Annotated in this window: 1 protein-coding gene; it reads left to right on the top strand. The window is 72.7% G+C overall.

What is annotated here, in order from left to right; translation table 11 throughout:
* Positions 1 to 359 (top strand): acyltransferase domain-containing protein (locus tag KN815_RS29465; RefSeq protein ID WP_216344928.1); only part of this gene is annotated, 359 nt, incomplete at both ends.

Here is a 359-nt window from a genome sequence, read left to right as displayed (position 1 = left end):
TACTCGCTGGCGCTGGCCCGGTCCGCCTTCGGCCACCGGGCGGCGGTCACCGGCCGCGACCGGGCGGAGCTGCTGAGCGGGCTGGAGCAGCTCGCCACGGGCATCACTCCCGGCACGGTGGCCGCCGAGGAGGGCAGGACGGCGTTCCTGTTCACCGGGCAGGGCGCGCAACGACCCGGTATGGGACGGGAGTTGTACGGCGTGTTCCCGGTGTTCGCGGCGGCGTTCGACGCGGTGTGCGCGGAGCTGGACCGTCATCTGGAGGGTTCGGTGCGGGAGGTGGTCTTCGACGGGGATGCGGAGGCGCTGGACCGGACCGTGTTCACCCAGACCGGGCTGTTCGCTGTGGAGGTGGCGCT

Source organism: Streptomyces niphimycinicus, assembly GCF_018883605.1.
Lineage (GTDB): Bacteria > Actinomycetota > Actinomycetes > Streptomycetales > Streptomycetaceae > Streptomyces > Streptomyces niphimycinicus.
Note: the sequence above shows the minus strand (reverse complement) of the source record. Positions and strands in the feature narration are given on the sequence as shown.